This window comes from Alicyclobacillus fastidiosus, from assembly GCF_026651875.1.
GTDB classification, from domain to species: domain Bacteria; phylum Bacillota; class Bacilli; order Alicyclobacillales; family Alicyclobacillaceae; genus Alicyclobacillus; species Alicyclobacillus fastidiosus.
The window spans coordinates 2,465,771-2,484,066 of record NZ_CP104067.1; the positions used below are offsets into that span (position 1 = coordinate 2,465,771).

At 42.4% G+C, this 18,296-nt stretch carries 17 protein-coding genes; 16 read left to right on the forward strand and 1 reads right to left on the reverse strand.

Going from position 1 to position 18,296, the window contains the following annotated elements:
* Positions 1-87 precede the first annotated feature (87 nt).
* A complete protein-coding gene (locus tag NZD89_RS12190) occupies positions 88-1,272 on the reverse strand; it encodes a hypothetical protein (RefSeq protein WP_268007967.1) in 1,185 nt (394 codons plus the stop codon).
* Positions 1,273-2,045: 773 nt separating this feature from the next.
* Here NZD89_RS12190 and NZD89_RS12195 point away from each other — a divergent pair.
* The 16 genes from NZD89_RS12195 to NZD89_RS12270 all read left to right on the forward strand — a co-directional run bounded on the left by NZD89_RS12195 (position 2,046) and on the right by NZD89_RS12270 (position 18,231).
* A complete protein-coding gene (locus NZD89_RS12195) occupies positions 2,046-2,396 on the forward strand; it encodes a hypothetical protein (RefSeq protein WP_268007968.1) in 351 nt (116 codons plus the stop codon).
* Positions 2,397-2,412: 16 nt separating this feature from the next.
* Positions 2,413-3,111, forward strand: a complete 699-nt coding sequence (locus NZD89_RS12200; RefSeq protein ID WP_268007969.1) for a GntR family transcriptional regulator — start codon at positions 2,413-2,415, stop codon at positions 3,109-3,111.
* Positions 3,112-3,236: 125 nt separating this feature from the next.
* Positions 3,237-4,640, forward strand: coding sequence for an MmgE/PrpD family protein (locus tag NZD89_RS12205; RefSeq protein ID WP_268007970.1), 1,404 nt, complete (start codon positions 3,237-3,239; stop codon positions 4,638-4,640).
* A gap of 32 nt (positions 4,641-4,672) precedes the next feature.
* A complete protein-coding gene (locus NZD89_RS12210) occupies positions 4,673-5,458 on the forward strand; it encodes an enoyl-CoA hydratase/isomerase family protein (RefSeq protein WP_268007971.1) in 786 nt (261 codons plus the stop codon).
* A gap of 56 nt (positions 5,459-5,514) precedes the next feature.
* On the forward strand, positions 5,515-6,672 hold the full coding sequence (locus NZD89_RS12215) for an acyl-CoA dehydrogenase family protein (RefSeq protein WP_268007972.1): 1,158 nt from the start codon (positions 5,515-5,517) through the stop codon (positions 6,670-6,672).
* Between the two features lie 19 nt (positions 6,673-6,691).
* A complete protein-coding gene (locus NZD89_RS12220; protein ID WP_268007973.1) occupies positions 6,692-7,552 on the forward strand; it encodes a hydroxymethylglutaryl-CoA lyase in 861 nt (286 codons plus the stop codon).
* 49 nt (positions 7,553-7,601) lie between these two features.
* Positions 7,602-8,774 carry a CaiB/BaiF CoA transferase family protein gene (locus tag NZD89_RS12225; RefSeq protein ID WP_268007974.1) on the forward strand — a complete coding sequence of 391 codons (1,173 nt, stop codon included), beginning with the start codon at positions 7,602-7,604 and terminating at the stop codon, positions 8,772-8,774.
* Positions 8,775-8,852: 78 nt separating this feature from the next.
* On the forward strand, positions 8,853-9,335 hold the full coding sequence (locus NZD89_RS12230) for a PaaI family thioesterase (RefSeq protein ID WP_268007975.1): 483 nt from the start codon (positions 8,853-8,855) through the stop codon (positions 9,333-9,335).
* Positions 9,336-9,443: 108 nt separating this feature from the next.
* A complete protein-coding gene (locus NZD89_RS12235; RefSeq protein WP_268007976.1) occupies positions 9,444-10,289 on the forward strand; it encodes an HpcH/HpaI aldolase/citrate lyase family protein in 846 nt (281 codons plus the stop codon).
* A gap of 20 nt (positions 10,290-10,309) precedes the next feature.
* Positions 10,310-11,146: a fumarate hydratase gene (locus NZD89_RS12240; protein WP_268007977.1), complete on the forward strand. Its 837-nt coding sequence runs from the start codon at positions 10,310-10,312 to the stop codon at positions 11,144-11,146.
* A 9-nt stretch (positions 11,147-11,155) separates the two neighbouring features.
* Positions 11,156-11,713 (forward strand): FumA C-terminus/TtdB family hydratase beta subunit, encoded by a 558-nt coding sequence (locus NZD89_RS12245; protein ID WP_268007978.1) that lies wholly within the window; start codon positions 11,156-11,158, stop codon positions 11,711-11,713.
* Positions 11,714-11,843: 130 nt separating this feature from the next.
* Positions 11,844-13,235, forward strand: a complete 1,392-nt coding sequence (locus NZD89_RS12250) for an MFS transporter (protein ID WP_268007979.1) — start codon at positions 11,844-11,846, stop codon at positions 13,233-13,235.
* 919 nt (positions 13,236-14,154) lie between these two features.
* Positions 14,155-14,988: an AhlS family quorum-quenching N-acyl homoserine lactonase gene (gene ahlS, locus NZD89_RS12255; RefSeq protein ID WP_268007980.1), complete on the forward strand. Its 834-nt coding sequence runs from the start codon at positions 14,155-14,157 to the stop codon at positions 14,986-14,988.
* Positions 14,989-15,095: 107 nt separating this feature from the next.
* A complete protein-coding gene (locus NZD89_RS12260) occupies positions 15,096-16,541 on the forward strand; it encodes an aldehyde dehydrogenase family protein (RefSeq protein ID WP_268007981.1) in 1,446 nt (481 codons plus the stop codon).
* 51 nt (positions 16,542-16,592) lie between these two features.
* Positions 16,593-17,717: a zinc-dependent alcohol dehydrogenase family protein gene (locus NZD89_RS12265; protein ID WP_268007982.1), complete on the forward strand. Its 1,125-nt coding sequence runs from the start codon at positions 16,593-16,595 to the stop codon at positions 17,715-17,717.
* Positions 17,718-17,964: 247 nt separating this feature from the next.
* Entirely contained in the window at positions 17,965-18,231 is a 267-nt protein-coding gene (locus tag NZD89_RS12270) for an aldolase/citrate lyase/malate synthase family protein (RefSeq protein ID WP_268007983.1), read from the forward strand.
* Positions 18,232-18,296: the final 65 nt, after the last annotated feature.

The window sequence follows — 18,296 nt, forward strand, 5'->3', positions numbered from 1 at the left end:
CCCCCTTACAACAAAAAACACCTTACGCAGGTAGATTAAACCCACTTAAGGTGTCGTTCGTGTTTTGAGTAGACATGAGTAGACAGTTTATTTCATGTACTGCTCTTTGGCCGCTTTTTTCCGGTGTTTTTGTTGTTTGCATCTCATTTCTTTACGAATGCTTTCTAATGTTGCAGCGGCTTTGGAGTTAGATTTTTCGTATTTATTCAGGATGTTGACAAGCCGTGTCCTTCCTGTAACTCCTGCCGGTGCGTCCTTACCACTCTGAAAATGTTTGTAGCAATATCGCCATTCATGACCCAATTCAGCGCACAGAATGTGGTATTCGTAGAATTGTCCCTTTAAGCTACGCCCACAGGTGCAACATTTTACGGGCGGCGGGGGAGTATCTTCTTGCACGCGGTATGTTTCAGCTATTCTTTCGATCACGACCGCACACGGATAAGACGGACGATTGTGGTTCAGCAACGCATAGCGTTCCCATTCTTGTGTGGTCGCATATGAATTACTCCAATCATCAGGCCCAACCTCTATCCGACCTCGTTTTAAGAAAGATGAATCGGACACATGGCATGACCGCCATAGTTTGCGAAACAACATTTGGCGAAGTTGTAATTCGTTCTGTCGCCATCTTTTTGGATATCCTGGAGAGAAAACATGTGCGGCGTGCCAAAGCCCCGTTCCATCATCCTTGACTTGCACGGACAGTGCCGCTGCGTGCCACAGTCGAAATAACTCGAAAAAGTACAACCACTTTCCGAATAACGCTATTTCGGTTAGGGTTAAATTCCCATGTTCATCCACGTCTTCGCATACGTAAGGGACAAAATTCAGCGTTGTGTACTTCTTTCTAAACTCGCGGTTAAACTTGTCTAAGTCGCGCAAAGTTATGGATGGCAAGTGCAGAACAGAAGGGGACAGGGTGAGTGGCACAAACGGTATAAACAATCCGTACCGCTCAATGAATCCGCATATAGCCTGTACATCGCTTGATAGCGAATAAAATGCATTGCACATTTCAGCCACATCGACGGTCGTTTCGTCCAGCGGATAACCGAAAAGCATCTTTTTACTTTCGGGATTGAAACTCAGGGGCATGCCTACAACGGTCAGGTACGGATGGGTCTGATGGAGTAAGTTTGATTGTGGGAACAGCCGTTGCAGTGCCGCTCTGTCTGTATCAAGGATATCAGGCTCATCAACTTTGGACAGCTGCAATGGACAATCCACTTCATAAATACGCCACGGTTTCACGGTAATTGTTTCTGCCAATGAACACCACTTCCGTATTAGAATATATACGTCAAGTCTACCACTAAACTGGTGTTTGCGTATGTTCTGCTGTGAATTGCGGGGTTATAAGTTGGATACCCGTGTATTTCGTAGTTTTGATTTTTAGAAATAAGCGAGCCGGTCGATTATGCAGTAATGTTGCATAACCATACCTTATTGCTGTTCTACACTTGTTGTAGTTGTGGATAGCATTCAATAGTAGATGATTAGATTCTCTATATTGCTTGTGTATGGCACATGCTTAAGTGTTTGCTATGTAGTCTAAATTATCCATAAATTATGGAAATCATTAAAAACACCGGTATCTCCCTATTCACTCACCTTTGTATCATAAAGTTAAAGTCTGGTTTAAGTCGTCATGATAAATGGGATCCAGAAGTTACAGAGAATCGTCCTTAGCCACTAAGTGGTTGTGAAGTTAAACACTTAGTTTAGATGTATTAAATAGCCGCTCGTGTCATAGTAGTGACTGGGGTAACTTTTTTATACTATTTTATGAAGATGGAAGCGGTTGGATGTTTACAAGAAAATAATTACCACTATATCTGTGTGTTTATCAATTACTATGTCAGGAAGTTGTTTTGTGAGGGATTACAGAATTTCAAAAATCGTCGGAGAGATATGGAGAAGGTTAGATATAAGACAGTAAACTGTTATTGGATACTGTATCCTGTTTTGTTTTCACCGGTTACATCTTTTATCGATCTTACTATCATAATAATCCAAAGTTTTAGAACGAGAGGGGTGTACATATGATAATCGAGGGTTTTGAGCAAAATGATCTGTTCCCGATCGAATCTCTTGATTGCATAGCACAACTTGTCTTGAATAATGAAAGAGTGTGTGTATTTGGGCTAGATGTACTTGTAGATAAATTGATAGAGCAGGTTAGTAAAACAATTTTAAGGAATAAGACTGCTTCTGATGCAAATCGTAGTGCAGCGTTAGCGAACATATATTCAACGTGCTCTGAAGATTTTGATGGACAGATTCAAATTGGAAGCCAAGTCCACATAGTAAGGGTATCAGTTGATGTATCAATAACTCCCGCACAGGAACGTGATAATTGGGCGAGAGTCAAACCAGTCGTTGTAGCAGACTAAAGGGAGTCCAAGATGCATGAATAATGATTGGAGAATACAGGACGAAACGTTGGCGGATAAGGTTACGAACGTGATTAGAAAGATGATCGTAAATCAAACCTTTAAGCCAGGTGAACGTTTAGTACAAGAAGAACTGGCGAGTAGAATTGGTGTTAGCCGTATGCCCATCCGAGATGCTTTCAAACGACTTGCGTTTGAAGGATTGGTGATCATTGAGTCACGAAGGGGAGCGGTTGTGGCACCAGTTTCTAAAGAATCGTTTCAAGAAGTTTACACCCTTCGAATGCAGTTAGAGCCCATGGCTAATCGGATGTCTGCTGAGAATTTAAATGCAGCTGAATTTGAGGAATTAAAACTGTTATGTTTCAAAATGGAGAATTGCTCTGGAGAAGATGACAAGTACTTGTTTTCACAATTGAACGCAGAGTTCCATAAGTTGTTACGCTCAAAATGTCCATGGAATCGTCTCATTAACCTGGTTGAGACGCTTTGGGACGGATTACCACCATACACACCGATTTTTGTAACAGGGCAAGCAGAGCAATCACAGTATGAACACTGTGAGATTGTCCAAGCACTTGAGAAGAAGGATTATCATCAGGTTGAAGAGATTAGTTATCGTCATATTGAACGTTCCCGAGACTTATTGTTGACTCAACTTGAGAGTCAAGGCTATTTTGTGAACAGATTAAATCAAGAAGATGCGGACTCTTAAGCGTATCTTCTTTATTTTTTAAATGTGTGCATATAATTTATTTTAATGTAATATTGTAATTTTGTTGATATTTTAAAACGTTTTTATAATTTTATTGGATACAGTATCCGGGATTGAGGTGGACTATGTCTAACACTAAGGCCATGGCAGAAAAACTTGCCGAATACGTTTGCGATTTACGATTTGTTGATTTACCAGAACGAGTAGTCGAAACAACAAAGGTGGCATTTTTAGATTGGTTGGGAAATGCCGTTGTTGGTTCACAAATGCCGCCTGCTCAGATAGTCTCCCGAGTACTGGCAGCGCAGGGGGTGCAAGAACAACAGGCTACGATTATTGGAAGCCTTGGACTGGAGAAACCCCTAAAAATTGTAGGAGATAGACGATTAAGAGCTACGGCGTTGTGGGCAACGCTAGTCAACGGATCGAGTTCCCATATCATTGAGTTGGACGATGTTCATAAGGCGTCCATTATACATGCAGGTACGGTGGTTATTCCTGCTTCGCTTGCGTTGGCAGAACACTTACATTCTTCAGGTAGAGAGTTAATTGAGGCCATTGTCGTTGGGTTTGATACGTGTATACGCATTGGGGAAGCGGTTACACCCGCCCACTATCAATACTTTCATACCACTGGTACGGTAGGTACATTCGGAGCAGCAGCAGCAGCAGCTAAACTTCTCAAGTTGTCGGTTGACGAAACCTGCCATGCACTTGGCACAGCGGGTACGCAAGCGGCCGGGTTGTGGGAGTTTATCGAAACGGGCGCTATGAGTAAGCATCTGCATTCAGGAAAAGCTGGCTACAATGGATTGCTGGCCGCGATGTTGGCTAAAGAAGGATTTACAGGTGCTTTGGAGATTCTTGAAGGAAAAAGAGGCTTTATGAATGCAATGGCGAGTTCCTTCGATGAGTCAAAGGTTTTAGACAGGCTAGGGACACGATTTACGGTGCTTGAAAATTGTTACAAAATCCATTCGTCATGTCGGCACACTCATCATGCAATCGATTTGGTTATTCAATTGGTGAGTGAGCATGACTTGGACCCGGAAGAAATTCAACGAATTGAGGTTGGAACTTATCAAGTAGCGCTTGATATCACTGATAATCCTAACCCTACGTCAGTTTACGACGGGAAGTTTAGCATTCAATACTGTACAGCCTTAGCTGCTGTTAAGAGACGTGCCGGACTCGATGAATTTATAGAAGAGAATTTAAATGATGACATTGTTCGCGACATACTCGGTAAAGTTCGAGTATTTGTGGATACAGATGCTAACGAAAGATATCCAGAAAAGTGGGGGGCAAGGGTTACAATTTTCACAGTAGATGGTCAAAAGTTAGAAGCCCTTACTGATTATCCGAGGGGAGATTTTGAAAACCCGGTCAGTGTAGAAGAGCTGAAGAATAAATTTACATCATTAGTGAAAAGGTATTTGGATGAAACCGTAATAAACGAATTAGTAAGTCGGTCTTTATCGATTGATGACCTATCAGATGTAAGTACTTTTTTTAATAGTATTGGTTGACCCGAAAATAAGTATATAAGGGGAGATGCTTGATGGCATATGTAACATGGCAAGTTAATAAAACGAACCCCTTCATAGCTGAAATTGTGATGCAGCGTGAAGATGTCATGAATGCATTTAATTCTCAGATGGCTCGAGATTTTATTCGGATTTGTGCTGAAATTGTAGAGCAAGGAAATATCCGAGTTGTTGCTCTCAAATCTAGTAGCTCACGTGCATTTTGCACCGGAGCAGATTTGAAAGAACGTAATGGTATGACTGAAGAACAGTGGCACGAACAACATAGGTTATTTGAACAGATGTTCTATGCAATCGCTGATTTGCCAATGCCGACAATTGCAATAATTAGTGGATTTTGCCTAGCAGGTGGAATGGAACTAGCTCTAAATTGTGATATGTGGGTTGTATCGGAAAATGCGATTTTTGGTTTGCCCGAAGTAACCAGAGGCATCATGCCTGGCGGTGGCGGTACACGCCTATTAAGTAAACGTGTTGGTGTTCATCATGCAAAAGAAATTATTTTGACTGGCAAAAAATTTGATGCAAAAAGAGTGGCTGAGATGGGGCTTGTGAATAACATCGTTCCCATCAATCGATTAGAAGAGGCCTTTTTGGAGCTCGCAACGCCAATTACAGAGAATGCACCTTTGTCTGTAAGCTATTGTAAGGCGGCGATAGATGAGCTGATAGGGCTGCCAGACGACATGGGAAGAGAACGTGAAATTAGCTGGTACAACAAAGTTGTAGACACAGAAGACAGGCATGAGGGTGTAAGAGCTTTCAATGAAAAGAGAAAGCCGCAGTTTAAAGGTCAATAACAACTACTACCAAATTAACGTTCTTCCAAACTAATATCTAAGTGGAGGTATATTCAATGGTAGACAAGAGCCTACATGAAGAACTGCGTCGTAGTGTAAGGAGGATTTGCCAAAAGTATCCTGATTCATATTGGCGTACATTGGATGAGACAAATGAGTACCCTGAAAAATTTGTAGATGAATTAACCAAGAGTGGATATTTATCGGTGTTGATCCCTGAAGAATTTGGTGGTGCAGGTTTAGGGATAACAGAAGCTTCGATCATATTGGAGGAAATAAATCGTTCGGGTGCCAATGCAGGTGCTTGTCATGCGCAGATGTACACAATGGGGACTTTGTTGCGGCATGGTTCACAAGAGCAAAAAAATAAATATCTCCCGTCCATTGCTGACGGATCACTGAGGCTACAAGCGTTTGGAGTAACTGAACCTACTACTGGTACGGATACTACACAGTTAAAGACGACCGCAGTGAGAAAAGGTGATAAGTACGTTGTGAATGGACAGAAAGTGTTTATCTCACGTACTGAGCATTCTGATTTAATGATTCTTCTAGTTCGGACTACCCCTTTATCAGAAGTGAAGAAACGCTCGGAAGGTCTCAGTGTGTTACTTGTGGATCTTAGAGAGGCAGTCGGGAACGGGCTGACTATTCGCCCCATTCGTACCATGATGAACCATGCGACTACTGAGTTGTTCTTTGAGGATCTTGAAGTGCCTACGCAAAACCTGATCGGAGAAGAAGGAAAAGGCTTCAAATATATATTGGATGGGATGAACGCAGAACGAATACTAATTGCTTCAGAATGTATTGGTGACGGTAAGTGGTTTGTTGAACGTGCAACCAGCTATGCGAACGATCGTGTAGTATTCAATCGACCTATTGGTAAAAATCAAGGGGTTCAGTTCCCCATTTCGCGTGCGTACGTAAATATTGAAGCTGCAGATTTGATGAGATTCCGTGCAGCTGAATTGTTCGATGCGGGAGAAAAGTGCGGTACTGAGGCAAATATGGCCAAACTGCTGGCTGCTGATGCTTCATGGGAAGCTGCAAATGTTTGTCTTCAAACTCATGGCGGATTTGGTTTTGCTGAGGAGTATGATGTAGAGCGTAAGTTCCGGGAAACACGTCTCTACCAGGTGGCCCCGATTTCAACGAATCTAATTTTGTCTTATATCGGTGAGCATGTGTTAGGACTTCCTCGTTCCTACTAATTTACTAAGGTGGGGTGTTATGAAGTTTTCAGAAAAGGTTGAGGTCATTGAAGTCGGCCCACGTGACGGATTACAGAACGAACCACGTCCAATTTCAGTCGAGGAAAAGAAGCACTTAATTGATAGACTTGCACAAGTTGGTTTTAAGAGGATAGAGTCAACGGCATTTGTCCATCCGAAGTGGGTTCCTCAAATGGCTGATGCAGAGGCTATTGCAGCATATTGTAATGAATTGGGCTTAACTCATATCGCTCTTACACCGAATGAGCGAGCTATTGACCGTGCAATTTCTATCGGTGTTCCGCAAATCGCAGTATTTATCGGCGCGAGTACGCAATTCAATAAAAGGAATATAAACAGAACCACAGATGAGTCTCTGGAAGAATGTAAGGTAGTCTTTGAAAAGGCAAAGAGAAATAACATTTTTGTTAGAGCTTATGTCTCTATGGCTTTCTCATGTCCATTTCAAGGCCATGTTACTTTTGAAGAGGTGAATCATGTCTGTCAGGCATTTGTTAAACTTGGAGCGGATGAGATTGACATTGGCGATACGAATGGGAGGGCAAATCCCAAACTAGTGTATGAACGTTTTTCTCGCCTTAAGGACCTCTATCCCGAGGCTTCTTTCGTTGGTCACTTTCACGATACGTTTCATTTGGCCTTGGCTAATGTGGTTGCAGCAATCGAAGCCGGAGTGAACAAATTTGATTCTTCTGTTGGGGGACTTGGCGGATGTCCTTACTCACCAGGTGCCACCGGAAATGTTTCAACAGAGCGACTTGTATATATGTTGAATGAAATGGGTATTCAAACAGGACTCGATATAGATGTACTGAACGCTATTGGAACTGAAGCTAGAGCTCTCTCAAGTACACTGTAATTTTAGGCAGAAGATTAATAATCAATTTTACGGTTAACGGGGGGTTAAAATGGTTTCTCCATTAGACGGAATCCCAGTGCTTTCTGACATCACTGTAGTTGCCTTAGAGCAGGCAGTGGCCGCTCCATTTGCGTCCCGTCAATTGGCTGACTTAGGGGCACGGGTAATCAAAGTGGAACGTCCAGGTACGGGCGATTTTGCGCGACAATATGACCGTACCGTGCATGGCCAGTCGAGTCACTTTGTATGGCTGAATCGCTCTAAAGAATCTATCGCGTTAGATTTAAAATCCGATGATGGGAAAACTGTGTTGCGAAAGTTGTTATCTACTGCTGATGTATTTTTACACAACCTTGCACCAGGGGCTGTCGAGCGACTGGGGTTCGACTTTGAGACGCTGCACACCAGCTTTCCTCAACTTATTGTCTGTGAAATATCTGGATACGGCAAGGGAGGGCCCTATTCAGACAGGAAAGCATACGACCTGTTAATTCAATGTGAGGCTGGTGTTGTATCAATCACCGGAACACCTGAAACGCCTGCAAAGGTGGGCATTTCTATCGCAGATATTGCGTCAGGAATGTATGCTTATACCAACATATTGACAGCACTAATTCAACGACAAAAAACTGGTCTTGGAAAGTATATAGAGATTTCCATGCTTGAAGCACTTGGGGAATGGATGGGGTATCCCATGTATTTTTCAGCCTATGGAGGAGCTGACCCTGCAAGAACAGGCTCTTCTCATGCTACAATTTTTCCTTATGGTGCTTTTGCCACTGGTGATGGGAAATCAGTGTTTTTTGGTATACAAAATGATCGAGAATGGGAGAAATTTTGCACGATTGTCTTAAAGAAACCTGAAATGGCACTTGATGAACGTTATCATGGAAATGCAAGTCGCTATAATAATGCTGAAGAGATAAGAAAGATAATCCTAGACACATTTTCTCATACTACAGCAGTTGAGGTTGAGCAACGGCTGGAAGACGCTAAGATTGCTAATGCCAGATTAAATACTTTGACTGAATTCTTTACGCATCCTCAACTTCAGGCTCGAGACCGCTGGATAGACGTAGAGACTCCACAAGGAACCGTTAAGGCATTGTTACCACCGGGAGTTACCGAAAGCTCAACTGTTAAAATGGGACCTATTCCTAAAGTTGGTGAACATACTGAGAATATCCTGAGAGAAATTGGGATTTCGGCGATGACTGACTAAGGTGGTATTGAAACCTGCAGGTGGTGTTGGCAGGGGTTGTTTTGTTAGGGAATGTTTCATTGAAAAGGTGTGTACCAAATGGCTGAAGATGCTGTACGTGATATAGTTGATACATTGTCTACTTTTTCTGAAGAGCAGTTGAGAGAGGTTCAGCGTATCGTTCAAGTTCTTTCTTCCGGAGAATGTGTGAATCGACTCCACTATTTTGCACGCTTTTTGGGGATACATTGGAATGAGGGTGGACAGTGTACAATGACACTAGGTACGTATAATGAGAATACTTACAAAGTTGCACAAGGTGGAGCACTTTATACATTTGCCGATGTTGCCATTGGGTTTGAGATTCTTAAGAAATTACGTGACCAAGAAAAGGTCTTCACAGTCGAAATGAAAATGAACTTTCTAAAACAAGGAACCGGTAAGAGTTTAAGTGCCTCTGTTGATTTTCTACATTGGGGTAGGACAACAGTGGTGGCTCAGTGCTCAATTATAGATACCCAATTAAAGACCGTGGCACATGCTGTGGGTACATTCATTGTTGTCAGAGAACGAGAAACCTGAATGAAATTCTATTCAATGTTTTTCCTTATGTCGGGATACAGTATCCTTTATGCTTTATATTCATATCATCAAATAGTGATGAATTGTATGAGAGGGTAGAGAATCACGTTGAAACAAATTCGTACATGGCTATTTGTACCTGGGAATAATCTTCAGATGATTCAGAAGTCAAGAACCTCGAGATCCGACGCGTTAATTTTTGACTTGGAAGATGCTGTTTCAAGTGATAATAAAATTCAAGCACGTCAAAATATAATACAGGTACTAAAGCAACCTTGGTCCCAGACGATATATGTAAGGGTAACAGGGTTCAACACGCCAACGCTCTTAGATGAGGTTATCGAATTGTGTGGAGAACATTTAAGTGGTTTTGTGTTGCCAAAGGTTGAATCAGCAAACCAATTACAATGCTTTTCCTATCTATTGGACCTTATAGAAAAACAGAGAGGCCTTGAAATCGGGCGGGTCTCAATTCTGCCCATTATCGAAACAGCTGCCGGATTAAAGAATGTGCATGAGATTGCTAGTTCTGTAAAAAGAGTTAGTCGTTTAGCGTTTGGTTCAGTTGATTTCTCCCGGGACATAGGGGTTAAAAATTTAAATTCTGAGTTACATGATTATGTGAGAAGCACTTTAGTCATCGCATCACGGGTTGCAGGAATTCAGGCCCCAGTTGATGCCGTTTATCTCAATTTTAGAGATTCGGAGAGTCTCCGTACTGTAGCAAAACAAGCGAGCGAAATGGGTTTTTCAGGAAAATTTGCAATACACCCAAGCCAAATAGATGTGATAAATGCAATATTCTCAATTTCTGAATCCGAAATTCTTGAAGCAAAGGAGATTGTTGATGCGTATGAAAATGCGGTTTTAAGAGGTCAAGGAGTCGTTCAGGTGAATGGACAAATGGTAGACTTTCCTATATATGACCAGGCTAAACGGTTATTAGATGAATAACAACGTCTTGGAGGGCTTGTATGAAAGCGATTTCTGTTCAGGAAATTGAAAGTACTGTAGCCGAATTGTGTAGAAAGGCAAACTTACGTTTACCGCCAGATGTTATTGAGCGCATTCAAAAGGCCGGAGAAGAAGAGTTGTCCCCAGTTGGTCGTGAAGTGTTAGACCAGATTCTTCAAAATGCACAGCGAGCAGAACAAACGGGTGTAAGCCTATGCCAAGACGGCGGCGTTACAATTGTGTTTGCGGAGATTGGTCAAGATGTTCACATTGTTGGAGGCATGTTCGAAGATGCAGTAAATGCAGGAATTCAGCAAGGGTACCAATCAGCGCATCTACGCGGGTCAATATTGGATAGCCCGTTTCACGGCAAGAATACAGGGTTTAATGCACCAGGTGTAATTCATACAAAGATGGTACTTGGTGACCAACTACGACTACGTGTTATGCCAAAAGGGGGGGGAGCAGACAACATGAGCCAATTAAAAATGCTAGTCCCCGCTGAAGGAATCGATGGTGTGCGAAAATTTGTGTTAGACGTTGTGGAGCAGGCTGGTCCGAACGCATGCCCACCACTCATCGTTGGAGTAGGTATTGGGGGGACTTTCGATTCTGTCGGTCAACTCGCGAAACATGCACTACTGAGGGAGGTTGGAACATCAAACCCGGATGTAGCAAAATTTGAAAGAGAACTATTGGAGGAAATTAACAACCTTGGCATCGGTCCAATGGGGCTTGGTGGGACTATAACTGCGTTAGCCGTACATGTGGAGACTCATCCACTTCATATGGCATCGTTACCCGTAGCTGTTAATTTACAATGTCATTCAGCAAGGGTTCAAACGGCAGTTTTGTGAGGTGAGACCATGAATACGTGGAGTTTAACATTCCCTATTGATAAAACGGAATTGGCGGAGTTACGGGCAGGAGATAGGGTATTTCTAACCGGTTCTTTCATCACAGCACGTGATGAAGCGCACAAACGCTTGAACGAACTAACTACACAGAATATACCATGGCCAATTGATGTTCAAGGAGAGTTAATTTATTACGTGGGTCCGTCACCTGGTTTTGCTGATTTTGTGGTCGGTGCTGCTGGACCTACAACGAGCTCTAGAATGGATTCTTTTACGCCCTTAATGCTAGAGCGTGGAGCAGTTGCCACGATGGGGAAAGGATACCGTGGAGATACGGTTAAAGAAGCCATGTTGACCCACAAGGCTGTCTATTTTGTGGCAACAGGCGGGGCAGGTGCGCTTTTAGGGAGTCGAATTAAACGACGAGAGATCATTGCTTATGAAGATTTGGGTCCGGAAGCGATTGCTCGTGTCTGGGTTGAGGATTTCCCCGCCCTTGTTGCATTCGATACACATGGAAACGATATATATCAACAGCAAAGTGAATGGAGAAACGTCCACAGGTAGTGAGACGATAAAAAATTTGAAGTATGAATTAGCAATATTATGAAAGGTCGTGGTTCCTAAAGGACATTCAAGAGAGGTATAGCGTGGAAAACTACTCGATTGAATTCATAATTTGAAAGGGGAAAGAGGCATGAAAAAAAGTCATACAGCCGCCTCACGTGATGCCGAATTGCTAGCAAGGCTTGATCGGTTACCAGTATGGCCATATGCCAAAACCGTCTTGTGGATTGTCGGTGTGGGTTATCTAATAGCGTTTTTTGACATAACAAATGTGGCGTTTGGCCTGCCTGTCTTTAGTAAGTTAATGCATCTTACCGCTAGTCAAGCTTCTATCCCAATCACTGCAAGTCTCCTCGGGTACATTGTCGGGGCGTGGATTAATAGTAACTTAGCTGACGTTATCGGGCGTAAACAGGCCATTTTATCGGCTACACTATTGTTTACCATTGGTTGTATTGCAACAACCTTCAGTTTCAGTCTTTGGTGGATGATTATTTGGCGGTTCATTACAGGTATGGGAATAGGTGCAGAAATAGCTGCTATTTCTGCATATATCGGAGAACTAGCACCGGCTTCCTTACGTGGTCGTTACACCGCTATGGCCAATATTTTCTCCATGGTTGGGCAAGGCTTAGTACCAATTATTGCTTTAATCTTAGTTCCTAATTTCAACTGGGGTTGGCGTGGAATGTTTCTTCTTGGTGCACTTGGTGTGATTACACTGTTCTTTTTCGCTAAAATCCCAGAATCACCAAGATGGTTATTGACAAAAGACCGATATGAAGATGCAAAAAATATTATTGATGACGCAGAATCCTATGTTTCTAAGAAATTAAAGGGAAGCCTTCCTCCGCTTGTCACAACAGCAGATGAAGTTCAAGGTAAAGGATTCCCCACGGCTGAATTATTGCGGTCCCCTTATATTGGCAGAGTTATTTTACTGTTAGTAATGTGGTTCGTTTGGTATCTTGGCTGTTATACCTGGCTTGGTATGGCACCGACATTCTTTGTCGATAAAGGGTACACACTAACAGGTAGTATAGGATTCATGCTAGCCGCTTCTATAGGTTACCCAGTAGGGTCTATCCTTTCAACATGGCTCGGTGACCGTTTTGAACGCAAGTACACTATATTAGTAGGTATGGTGGTGTGGACTGTTGGATTTCTTGCTATTGCTTTTTTCAGTTCACCTTCCTTAATTTATACTGCGGTATTTGTGCTATCTGGATCACTCGGATTCTTTCTGCCACTTATGTATGCGCTTACTTCGGAGAGTTTTCCAACAAGGGCACGTGCAACGGGTGTCAGTTTGACAGATGGTATCGGTCATCTTGGTGGCGCTGTTGGACCAATTTTGGCGACCTCAATTTATGCGTGGGGTGGAGCCCACGGCTTCACTTCGGCATTTGTTTATATGGGTATCACCGGTTTTATAACGATTGTAATACTACCATTTACTATTTCAGCCACAAGAAAGCCATTGGAAGTAGTAACAAGCGAAGAAATAGGAACTTCCGTGTGAATTTTTAAATGCAGCAACTTACATTAAGATAGTTTTGCTTATGAGGAATGAGACGGTGCAAATTGTCTCATTCCTCATTTTTAGTAAGCTTAGAAACCAAACAAGCCGGAGGGTAGAAGTGTACAACCAGAGGAGGAGTCGATAGTCTTTGTGCCAGTGGCACTTGTCCTACGGATTTGTGGGGGCATTAGGGTATCAAGAGCACAGGAGGTACGCGTGATTAGAACTGTATACAGGCAATGAGATATAAAAAGATGGAGTTGTACGTTATCGAGCCGAGTTAGACTTGACTAAGGGCATATGTATGAAGTTACAGTAAGTGGATGACGTTCACGAGAAATAGCAATGGTTAAGTTTTCTTACGACCAGGAGGTTGGGAAGATGCTGAACCGGTGAGTCTCTAGGTTTACCAATTGCGAAACTCTGTTTGTATTGTATGACCAAGCAGAATCCAAGGAGGCGTTTCTACGAATGAATAAGGTATGTGTCTGTTTCATCGAAAACACAGGGGAGTCAGAGGCGAACATTGTCGGAATTGACCACGAAAAATTCTATAGCCAAAAGGTACGGGGCATGCATCTATCACTAACCCTCCGTCTGAAGATACGGTTCGTAAAACCGTTGAGAATGGTTTGTTTGTCAAAATGTTAAGGTGACTGACTTCATATTGGTGCTGTTGGAAACGAATTTAAATTTTGTCCTTCTGTAGAATCAAACGTAAAAGGATAGCGTGCTACTCATTTCCCAAGTCGAATATATTCCTTATTAAGAGTGTTGAGAGGGGGATAATGAAAGGATTGTAAACATAGCTGCTGATATGTAAACGTTGTCAAAAACTAATTTGTCTAGTTAGAAAGCAGCGAACCAGATGAAGGAGACCCACACTACACCCATCTACTAATTGTCGGGAGGAAGAGTAATGAGCAAACCCAAGCTATATGTGTTGGATACAGGGACGATGAAAATGGATAAAAACTTTATGATCGCAATGCACAATCCGGCAAGCATTGACAATCCCAATCCGCCTTCAGAGTTCATTGAATTTCCAGTATATGCAGTGTTGATTGACCATCCTGAGGGTAAAATCCTCTTTGATACTGGCTGTAATCCGGAGGGGATGGGAAAGAACGGCCGCTGGCCGGAAGGATTACAAAAACTTTTTCCTTCTTTTCAAGATGAGTCCTGTTACTTGATTAATCGTCTAGAACAACTGAACACACGACCTGAAGACATCAAATATGTCGTTGCTTCTCACTTACATCTTGATCATGCAGGATGCCTCGAATTGTTTACAAATGCAACCATAATTGTGCACGACACTGAACTTTCAAACACAATGAAACAGTATGCCTTGACAAAAGATATGGGCGCGTATGTTTGGGCCGATGTAAATGCTTGGATAAAGAACGATTTAAGATGGAAAATCGTCAAGCCTCATGAAGATGAGTTAAAGCTTGCAGAAGGGATTAAAATACTTAACTTCGGTCCCGGACATGCGTGGGGATTGCTGGGATTACATGTTGAGTTGCCTGGTGAAGGTGGCATCATTTTAGCTTCAGATGCAGTTTACTCGAGTGAAAATTATGGCCCTCCCGTTAAATTGCCAGGAATTATCTACGACTCACTTGGCTATTTGAATGCAGTGGAGAAAATTAAAAAATACTCTGAAAGAACAAATTCACAAGTTTGGTTTGGACACGATTCCGAGCAATTCAGGAAGTTCATCAAATCAACAGAAGGTTTTTATGAGTAATGCAAAGTCACATCAGATTAGTCCGTATAAGAGGGAGCAAAAACATCATGGGACTAAATTTTTCTATAGATTGATTCTTACCATGTAAAAAACGGGGGCACGCTGACATGATAGGGCTGGATAGATTGTGCTATGGATCTTTTATTGATGGCGACGAAAGAAAAGAAGGAAGAACTGAACTAGAAGTATTTAATCCATACAACAATGAAGTTGTTGGAAGCATGTTCTGTGCAACTGCACAAGATGTGAAAGATGCGATCGATACTGCGCATCGTGTATTTCAAGATACTATGAAGACGCTGTCGGCGCATAAGCGATCAGATATTTTACGAAGAACTGCGGACCTTTTAGAAGCAACAACTGAAAAGTTTGCTAGGATACTATCTTTGGAAGCTGGAAAACCGATTCGTGAAAGTAGAGGAGAGGTGGCTCGGGCTGTCCAAGTTCTACGATTTGCCTCAGAGGCAGCCAAGTCAGTTCATGGCGAACAAATTCCTATGGATAGTGCAGTAGGCGGAGAGTGTCAGATAGGAATTACGAAACGCGTGCCCTTAGGTGTAGTTGTTGCTATTACACCATTTAACTTTCCATTAAATCTTGTACTTCATAAGGTTGCTCCAGCGATAGCAGCAGGTAATACAGTTGTATTGAAGCCAGCAGAAAAAACTCCTTTTTCACCAGTAATGCTATACCAATTATTCGAAGAAGCCGGATTGCCAAAAGGAGCACTCAATATTGTTATGGGTCCTGGCCAAGAACTTGTAGAACCGCTGGTTACAAATCCAAAAGTTAAGAGGGTAACGTTTACTGGCAGTGGTACAGTCGGGTGGAAAATTAACGATATGGCAAAGCGGAAAAAAGTAACCCTGGAATTGGGGTCCAATGCACCCAATATCATTTTTGAAGATGCAGACTTGGATGTTTCTGTTAACGCTATTGTTATGGGTGGTTTTTCCTATGCTGGTCAAACATGTGTGTCTGCTCAAAGAATATACGTACATGAAAATGTGTATGACCGGTTTGTAGAAAAACTCGTTGCGAAAGTAAAAGCGCTAAAAATAGGAGATCCACTTGATGAATCGACGGACGTCGGACCGATGATTACAGAAGACGCAGCACAACGAGCTGAATTGTGGATCAAAGAAGCTATCAGTCAAGGAGCGACCGTATTAACAGGGGGGAACCGCAACAATGCGATGCTGGAACCAACTGTGATGGAGAATGTGACTCCAGAAATGAAAGTTGTTTGCTTAGAGGTTTTTGCACCTATCGTTAGTGTAATGCCATTTTCTACAGAATCGGAAGTCATTACTTTTGCAAATGATACAGATTTAGGGTTGCATGCAGGTGTGTTCACATCGGATATCAACAAGGCAATGCGTATAGCTGATGCAATTGAAACAGGTGGCGTTTGGATAAATGAAGTATCCACACGCCGCTATGACCATATTCCGTACGGTGGTGTGAAAAATAGTGGAATTGGTAAAGAAGGGGTTAAGTATGCCATTGAGGAGATGACAGATACGAAGTTCATCGGTATAAAGCTGTATTGAGTATTTTCAAGATTTATAGATTGTCAAATTTACCAAAGGGAGCCGATAAATATGAAGGTCAAGTCAGCTGTACTACGTGTATCAGGAGCATCTGCACCATATGCAGAAAGCAAACCAATTAAAATTGAAACGTTAGAGTTAGATTCCCCAGAGCGTGGAGAAGTCTTAATTCAAATTAAGGCAGCTAGTCTCTGTCATTCGGATTTGTCTGTAATAAATGGGAGTAGACCGCGTCCACTTCCCATGGCGCTAGGGCATGAAGCATCAGGTGTGGTGGTAGAAGTTGGAGAAGGCGTCAATGATCTAGAGCCAGGGGACCATATTGTATGTGTCTTTGTTCCTAGCTGCGGACACTGTGTGCCATGTAAGGAAGGACGCCCTGCCCTATGTGAACCAGGTGCAGAGGCGAATACAGCAGGAACATTAATCGGCGGAGGTATTCGATTGCACACAAATGATGAAGATGTAAATCATCATGTAGGTGTATCTGCTTTTTCGGAGTATGCAGTCGTATCTAGAAATTCTTTAATAAAGGTCGCCAAGGATATTCCATTTGAGAAGTTAGCGCTTTTTGGCTGTGCAGTTATTACTGGAGTGGGTGCAGTCGTTAACACAGCAGATATCAAATTAGGCAGTACAGTTGCGGTTGTTGGGCTTGGGGGTGTTGGTTTAAGTGCACTTATTGGTTCGGTTTCCGCAGGTGCAAGCAGAATTGTTGCAGTAGACATCAGCGAAACAAAACTAAAACAAGCAAAAGAGTTAGGAGCAACGGATACATTTAACTCGAAAGATCCCGATGTTGTAAAGCTTATTCGTGAAGCAACAGGTGGTGGGCTTGATTACGTATTTGAAACTGCAGGAGTAGTGCCTGCTATGGAAGTTGCCTATGGGATTACAAAGCGAGGCGGAACAACAGTTACAACAGGACTACCCCATCCTCAACATCATTTTTCATTTCCATATGTTGGTTTAACGGCAGAAGAAAGAACCTTAAAGGGTTCCTACGTTGGTAGTTGTGTTCCAGACAGAGATATCCCGAATTTTATTGATTTATTTAAACTTGGTCGTTTGCCGGTGGATAAATTGGTCGCCGATGTTATTTCCTTGGATGAAATTAATGAAGGTTTCGATAAGCTGGCAAAAGGAGATTCTTCAAGGATACTCATTAAGTTTTAATTTTTAATGATTAACCCAGTTTCGGTGCGACCGTACAAGATCGCACCGAAACTGAAGTATCATATCTTAATTTTGTTCCCAAAAAGGAGGTTGCGATATGGAGACTAATTCACTTGCCAGGCTCGAGTGAGTTCCAGTTTAGCCTTACAGTTACATGTGATTATATGTGAGTATTTAAAATATAGGATAACAGTACGCTCTGGACTTGAACATTGAGGCCGTTGATTCGGTTCATCAGGAATTTCGTGTGCTGACTGAGTTTACGAGGGAGAGCAAAAAGGCAAAGCAGCTGGGTTTCACTGGTAGACTAGTCATTCACCCGAATCAAATCGATATAGTAAATCGGATATTCGGCGCAAGTGACACCGATTTATTGCAGTCCAAACAGAATGTTGAGGCTTATCAAAAAGCACTGTCAAACGGTGTCGGGGTCATTCAAGTCAATGGGCAGATGGTTGATTTACCTGTTTTCGAAAGAGCTAAACGGTTACTCAAACTTCTTGCCGAAGAGTAGGTTATTATGAACGAGGCTCGACTCTACGTCACAATTGAGTTGGTTAGTTGGCAATACTGGTATTT